The organism is Arthrobacter sp. UYEF3 (assembly GCF_040546245.1).
Lineage (GTDB): Bacteria > Actinomycetota > Actinomycetes > Actinomycetales > Micrococcaceae > Arthrobacter.
On record NZ_JBEPNK010000035.1, the window covers coordinates 25100 to 31492 of the forward strand.

At 64.5% G+C, this 6393-nt stretch carries 6 protein-coding genes; 1 reads left to right on the forward strand and 5 read right to left on the reverse strand.

Annotated elements, in window-relative coordinates:
• From ABIB14_RS17395 to ABIB14_RS17415, 5 genes are read right to left on the reverse strand one after another with little or no spacing between them, the layout of a single operon-like run.
• Nucleotides 1-723, reverse strand: coding sequence for an SDR family NAD(P)-dependent oxidoreductase (locus ABIB14_RS17395; protein WP_354237164.1), 723 nt, complete (start codon nt 721-723; stop codon nt 1-3).
• Between the two features lie 17 nt (nt 724-740).
• Nucleotides 741-1508 carry an SDR family NAD(P)-dependent oxidoreductase gene (locus ABIB14_RS17400; protein WP_354237165.1) on the reverse strand — a complete coding sequence of 256 codons (768 nt, stop codon included), beginning with the start codon at nt 1506-1508 and terminating at the stop codon, nt 741-743.
• Nucleotides 1505-2902, reverse strand: coding sequence for an MFS transporter (locus tag ABIB14_RS17405; RefSeq protein ID WP_354237166.1), 1398 nt, complete (start codon nt 2900-2902; stop codon nt 1505-1507). The genes ABIB14_RS17400 and ABIB14_RS17405 overlap by 4 nt, the downstream gene beginning before the upstream one ends.
• Nucleotides 2899-3789 (reverse strand): polysaccharide deacetylase family protein, encoded by an 891-nt coding sequence (locus ABIB14_RS17410; RefSeq protein WP_354237167.1) that lies wholly within the window; start codon nt 3787-3789, stop codon nt 2899-2901. The genes ABIB14_RS17405 and ABIB14_RS17410 overlap by 4 nt, the downstream gene beginning before the upstream one ends.
• A 12-nt stretch (nt 3790-3801) precedes the next feature.
• Nucleotides 3802-4872 (reverse strand): asparaginase, encoded by a 1071-nt coding sequence (locus ABIB14_RS17415; RefSeq protein WP_354237168.1) that lies wholly within the window; start codon nt 4870-4872, stop codon nt 3802-3804.
• Nucleotides 4873-5178: 306 nt separating this feature from the next.
• Between ABIB14_RS17415 and ABIB14_RS17420 the strand changes: the two genes are divergently transcribed.
• Nucleotides 5179-6204, forward strand: coding sequence for a LacI family DNA-binding transcriptional regulator (locus ABIB14_RS17420; protein ID WP_354237169.1), 1026 nt, complete (start codon nt 5179-5181; stop codon nt 6202-6204).
• Nucleotides 6205-6393 lie beyond the last annotated feature (189 nt).

Below are 6393 nucleotides of genomic sequence, written 5' to 3' on the forward strand. Positions count from 1 at the left end.
CTACGGCATAACGTCGCCGGAATTTGGACCCAGCGTCTGACCGACATACAGGTTGCCGCCCGGATCGCTGGCCAGGAGCAAGGCCGTGGGGGCTACCTCGGCCGGCCGCCCGAACCTGAGCAACGGGAGTTCGGCTCGCTTGGCGGTTTTCCACTCCTCCGAAATGCCCTCAACCAGGGGCGTTTCTATCGGCCCAGGCGCGATGCTGTTGACCAGCACGTTGTCTCCGGCGACTTCAAGGGCCAGGGCCTTGGTCAGTCCCACCACCCCGGCTTTGGCGGCGCTGTAGTGGCTGAGCCCGGTTCCGCCCTTGATGGCCAGCTGGGAGGCGATGTTGATGATGCGGCCCCACTTCTGCCGCCGCATGTCCCCCACCACCTCCCGGCAGCAGAGGAAGACGCCCGTCAGGTCAACGGAGACGGTTTCGTTCCACATGGCCAGTGTCATGTCTTCCAGCCTCGATTCGGTCAGCAGGCCCGCACTGTTCACCAGAATATTGATGTTGCCAAGCTGCGCCCGTGCAGCGACAAAGGCCGCCTTCACGCTCGCTTCATCCGAGACGTCAACGGCGATTGTTCCCGCCACGCCGGATCGGTCCAGGACTGCCACTCTGTCGCCGTTGGCGCTGAAGGCTTCAGCTATGGCTTTGCCGATGCCGCTAGCTCCGCCCGTAACCACCACAGCCCGGCCCGACGAGTAACGGGAGGTGTCAGTGTTATCCATTCTTCCTTCCAGGCTTCTCAGGCACGCATCTTGATGGTGAGGCCGCCGTCGACGACCAGCGACTGGCCGGTGACGTAGACGGCGCCATCGGAGGTCAGGAAGCCGATCACGCTGGCGACCTCCTCGGCCCGGCCGACGCGTCCCCAGGGGATATCGCGCCCGGCGCGCTGCAGCCCGTCAGGGCCGAGCGAGTTCACCGGATCCAGGGACTGCGGCGTCTCGATCAGACCGGGGATGACGGCGTTGGCGCGGATGCCGCGCGGCCCCAGCTCGGCGGCCACGCTGCGTACGAGCCCGAGCACGCCCGCTTTGGCAGCCGCGTAGTGGGCGTGTTCTTCCCACCCATAGACCCCTCCGGCAATTGAGGACACCGCCACCATCGCCCCGCCGTCGGTCATCCTTGCGGACCCGGCACGCAGGGTCCGCAGCACACCCGTGAGGTCGACGTCGAGCATGTCCTCCCAGCGCTCGTCGGTCATCTCGCCCAGTGGCGAATTACGCAGAATTCCGGCGTTTGCCACCGCGAAATCCAGCCGGCCGTACTCCTGGACTGCGCGTTCGGCGAACGCGTCCACGGAGGGGGTACTGCGGACATCGACTTCGTGGACGACCCCCTGGCCGCCGGCGTCCCGCACCTGCCGAAGGGTTTCTTCCGGATCATGGGGATCGCCGGGGAAGGTGCCGATGACCGAGCGCACCCCTCGGTGGGCGTAATGGACCGCGAGGGCCCGTCCAATGCCACTGGCAGCTCCGGTGATCACGGCGACCTTTACGCCCGGCGTCATGCTTGGACTTCCTGCGGGTGGTCCTCCAGCAGGGCCTCCGCCGGCGGCTTGGCTGCGATCATCAGCAGGCCGGAGAAGAGTGTTCCGGTGGCGCCGACCCACAGGGCGGCGGGGCCGGTGCCGGCTCCGGCGGCGACCGCGGTGAAGAGTGCCCCGCCGAGGATGACGCCGGGCTGGCTCATGGCTCCAATAAACGCGGTACCGGTGGCGCGGCAACTGACGGGGTAGCACTCTGCCATGAAGTACTGGATCGCGGCGTAGGGTCCGACGAGGAAGAACAGGCCAGCGCCGTAGGTCAGGATGATCATAAACGGGCTCGTGGCGATGGGGCTGAGCATGATGGTGAAGGAGATGCCGGAGAGGATCCAGCCGCCGATGATGGTCCGCTTGCGGCCGATCTTGTCGCCGAGCCAGCCGTGGAAGACGTAGCCGAAGTAGGCGAGCAGGTTGATAACAATCAGCATCCAGAAAGCATCCGAGAGTTCCACACCCTTGGCGTTTTTCAGGACGGAGCTGCCGAGGATGCTGAAGATCATGATGCCGAAGAAGTTGAAGATCCAGGCCAGCGAAAAGACGATTGTGTTCCGGCGCAGGTGCGGTTCCCAGATACGCTTGAGCGGGGCCGCGGAAGAGTGTTCGACGCCGTAAGCGTGGGCCAGGGAGTGGGCTTCGGCGGACTCGCCGCTCTTCTCAAGCTGGGTCAGCTTGTGGTGCAGCTCGAACTGCGGGGTCTCCTTGAGTTTCCGGGAGATGACCCACACAATGACGGCTGCCGGAACGGTGGCCATTAGGTACAGGCCCCGCCAGCCAAGGGACGGGAGGAAGGCAAGGGCAAGTGCACTGGCGAGCAGGAACCCGAGCGGCCAGCCGCCTTGGATGAAGGAGTAGTGGAAGCCGGGGCGCTTACGCTTGTCCGCGACTTCGGTGACCTGATAGACCTCGTTCATGTAGGTGGCGTTGACTGCCTGCTCCGAAAAGCCGAGTCCCCCGAAGGAACGGACCAGGACCAGGAGGCCGTTGCTGAGGAGCGGGATGCCGGTCGGGATCAGGGCCGTCAGTCCGGAGATAACGGCGGTGCCGCCGACGGTGACCATCATGCCCTTGCGGCGGCCGAGCCGGTCAATGACAGGGCCGATGCCGAAGCACACGATCGCCGTGCCGACGGCGATCCAGGTATTGATCGCGTAGGCCTCGGGTGCGCTCCAACCGAACTCCTCCTGCATGGCCGGCAGCAGGGTGCCGAAAAGCCCGTAGTCGAAAACGGCCACGGTCCAGGCGAACAGGGCAAGCACGGTGGCGGTGGTGGTGTGGCGCTTGGAGAAGACCGGGAAACGGCGTTTCTCATCGAGGGCCGGCGTCGACAGATCGACGCCACTCTGTTGCTGGATGGTCATGACTGGTTTTCCTTTCGGGGGCTGCGAGCGAGGAAGGAGTCGGCGATCTGGTCGAACGTGAGCCAGCTGACGCCCTCGTGGGAGTTGATATGTTCGATCAGGCGTTCGAGCATGAGCAGGACCTGGGGGCGGCCCGAAACATCCGGATGGATGGTCATGGTGAAGGCTGCCTGGTCCATTTCCCGGTAGACCCAGTCGAACTGATCGCGCCACATCTGTTCAATGTCGCGGGGGCTGACAAAGCCATGCGAGTTCGGCGAGGCCTTGATGAACATCATCGGAGGCAGGTCGTCCAGGTACCAGTTAGCCGGAATCTCGACCAGGTCGGTTTCCTGCCCGCGGACCAGCGGCTCCATCCAGGTTTCGGCGTCCTTGGTGTAGTCGATCTTTTTCCAGCTGTCGCCGACCCGGACGTAGTAGGGCTCAAAGTCACGGTGCATCAGGGAGTGGTCGTACTTAATCCCGCGTTCCAGGAGGATCTCGTTGGTAACCGGGGAAAATTCCCACCAGGGAGCCACATAGCCGGTGGGGCGGCGGCCGGAAACCTTTTCGATGAGTTCAATCGACCGGTCCAGGATGGCGGTCTCCTGCTCGCGGGTCATGGCGATCGGATTCTCGTGGGAGTAGCCATGCACACCGATCTCGTGCCCTGCGCCCACGATCATCCGGACCAGGTCCGGGAAGGTCTCGATCGAGTGCCCCGGTACGAACCAGGTGGCGGGAAGCCCGTACTTCTCAAAGAGGCGGATAAGGCGCGGGCCGCCGACTTCCCCGCTGAACAGGCCGCGGGAGATATCACAGGGGGAGTCTTCGCCTCCGTAGGAGCCGAGCATTCCGGCGACGGCGTCCACGTCGACGCCGAACGCCACTTGGATGTCCTTGGTCATGAGTTCCACCTTTCACTGCTCTTTTTGTGAGGTCATTTTTGGGAGCTTCTGGCTCGGGGACGTCCCGCGTCCCGGGCCGCCTCGGAGGGCGAAAGTTTCCGCGATACGGGACGCGGGAGTGCCGAGCCTGAGCAGCAGGCTCAGGAGGATCAGCGATTGGGACGGCCGGAGCAGCCCGGAGGATATGGCGCCCGCCGCACGCAAGTCGCCGCCACCGCCGTCGCCGTATACGGGAACGACGGCGCCGGCCTCAACCCGCGTGCTCGTCACCACCACGATCCCGGACGCGGTGGCCTCTGCGACCTCCCGGCAGATCTCGCGGTTGGCGTTGCCCGTCCCAGTCCCCTGGAGAACTATCCCCGCCGCCCCCGCTTGACGGGAGGCCCGCAGAAGGGTGGCATCCGCGCCGGGGTAGACAGGAACGAGGTCAACGCGCGACGAACCGGCACCGCTGCCCGGCAATGGCAACGAAGCAATGACGGGCCCTGCAGGCTTCATGCTGACCTCGCCGGATTCGCTCACGGCTCCGGCCGTTCCGAAATCCGGATTGGCGAAGGCATTGAGCCTCGTCGTGTGGCACTTCCGCACTCCGGCGGCTGGGAAAATGGTCCCGGCAAACGCCAGCAGCACCCCCTGCCCCCTGGACTCCGGGGACCCGGCGACGGCGATTGCCCTGGCAAGATTCCCGGGACCATCGGGGGTCGGGGAATCGGCCGCGTGCTGCGCCCCGGTGAAGACGACAGGGCGGGGATCGTCATGGGTAAGCTCCGCCAGATAGGCGGTCTCCTCCATCGTGTCCGTGCCGTGGGTGATCACGACACCGAGGACCTGCGGGTCGGAGAGGGCGTCGCGGACCCTGGCGCAGATGGCGATCATGTCGTCGACTGTCAGCAGGTACGAACCCTTCCGGAGGACGTCGACCACGCGGACCGGATGGGCGGCGGGCACGCCGATGCTGGCGAACACCTGCTCTCCCGTGTCCGACGCCACCGCGCCCCCTCCGGCCTCGGAACCGCGGGAGGAAATGGTTCCCCCTGTGGCCAGCAGCACCACGTAGGCGCTGCCCGAATCTGTGACGGTCATTTCCACTCCGTTAGTCCTGGATCCTGACCCAATTTCCTACCCAAACGATTGGGTTCTCGGATCGATAGGATGTAGGCGCCGTTTGCCCGAGAGGGTTCCTTACCCCGGCGGTGGGCGCCTGATGTCTCGGCCGCGTAGAACAATGGCCGACCTGCCGCGTGCAAACCCCAACCCAATCGATTGGGTAAGGGACTGAAATGACTATAAGATGTGAGATGGGACACGTCAAGGGGCTTGGGGTGGGAGGGCCGCCCGCAATCGGGCAGTCTAGGTGGGACGATTTCTTGAGCCGCAGCAGGGGAACGCATGAAAGAATTCACGGTCGATGGCCGCACAGTCACACTGAAGGACCTCGCCAACGAGCTCGGCATCCACCCGTCGACCGTGTCCCGGATCCTGCACTCGGGCTCCGACGTGGCGCGCGGGGCCGCCTCCGTGGCGACAGCCGAACGAGTACGGGAGCTGGCGCGGAAACGGGGCTACTCCCCCAACCCCCAGGCCGCCGGCCTACGGACGCGGCGGACCCGCCTGACGGGCGTGATCGTTCCTCGGCTTTCGGACCTCGTCCTAGCCGTCATGTACGAGGGCATCGACGAGGCGGCAGCGGAGCTCGGATATTCCACGTTCGTCATGAACTCCCGGGATGACCCAGAGGAACAACGCCGAAAAACGGACACCATGCTGGCCCGCAGGGTGGACGGGCTCATCATCGGAGACGCCCATTTGGACGGCAGTCATTTGCGGGAACTGACGGCGCGCAAGGTTCCATTCGTGCTGATGAATCGCCGCGTTCCCGGCTATCCCTCGGCCACCTGCGACGATGTTCTCGGCGGCCAGCTGGCGGCCGACCACCTGTGGAGCAATGGTCACAGGAACGTCGCCGTGATCGCGGGCGAACCGTACGCCAGCACGGCCGTTGACAGGACAGCCGGTTTCGTGGACCGGTGGCAATCCCTGGGAGGCAAGATTTCCCAGGAAGCCGTGGTGTGGTCCCGGTTCGATACGGCCGGAGGACGGGTTGCAGCCGAGACCATACTGGCGGGCCGCAACCACTATCCAACCGCCATTTTCGCAGTCAACGACTTTGCCGCGATTGGCTGCATGGGGGCGTTGAGATCCCATGGTCTCACCGTCGGCCGTGATGTGGCGGTCGTGGGCTTCAATGACACCTCGGTGGCCTCGGAGCTCCCTATCCCGTTGTCCTCGGTCCGCTCCCCGATGCTGAAAATCGGACGGACTGCGATGCAACTCCTAAAGCGCGTACTTGACGGCGAACCCGTAGAACCTGTTCTCCTCCAACCGACGTTGTGCGTGCGGGAAAGCAGCGCCTGAGGATGCTGGGATCGGCGTCGTCCATCAGGTCTGAAATGCTCAAGAAAGCCTCCAAGGTGGAGCCGAAAAATCACCCGATAGTGCAGGCACCCTTAGCCTTGATCCACCGATGTTGATCGGGGCGCCGACGGCGATTTAAACCGAGAATGCCCGTCTTTTCAAGGAAAATGGAGCTTGTCTAGAACCCAT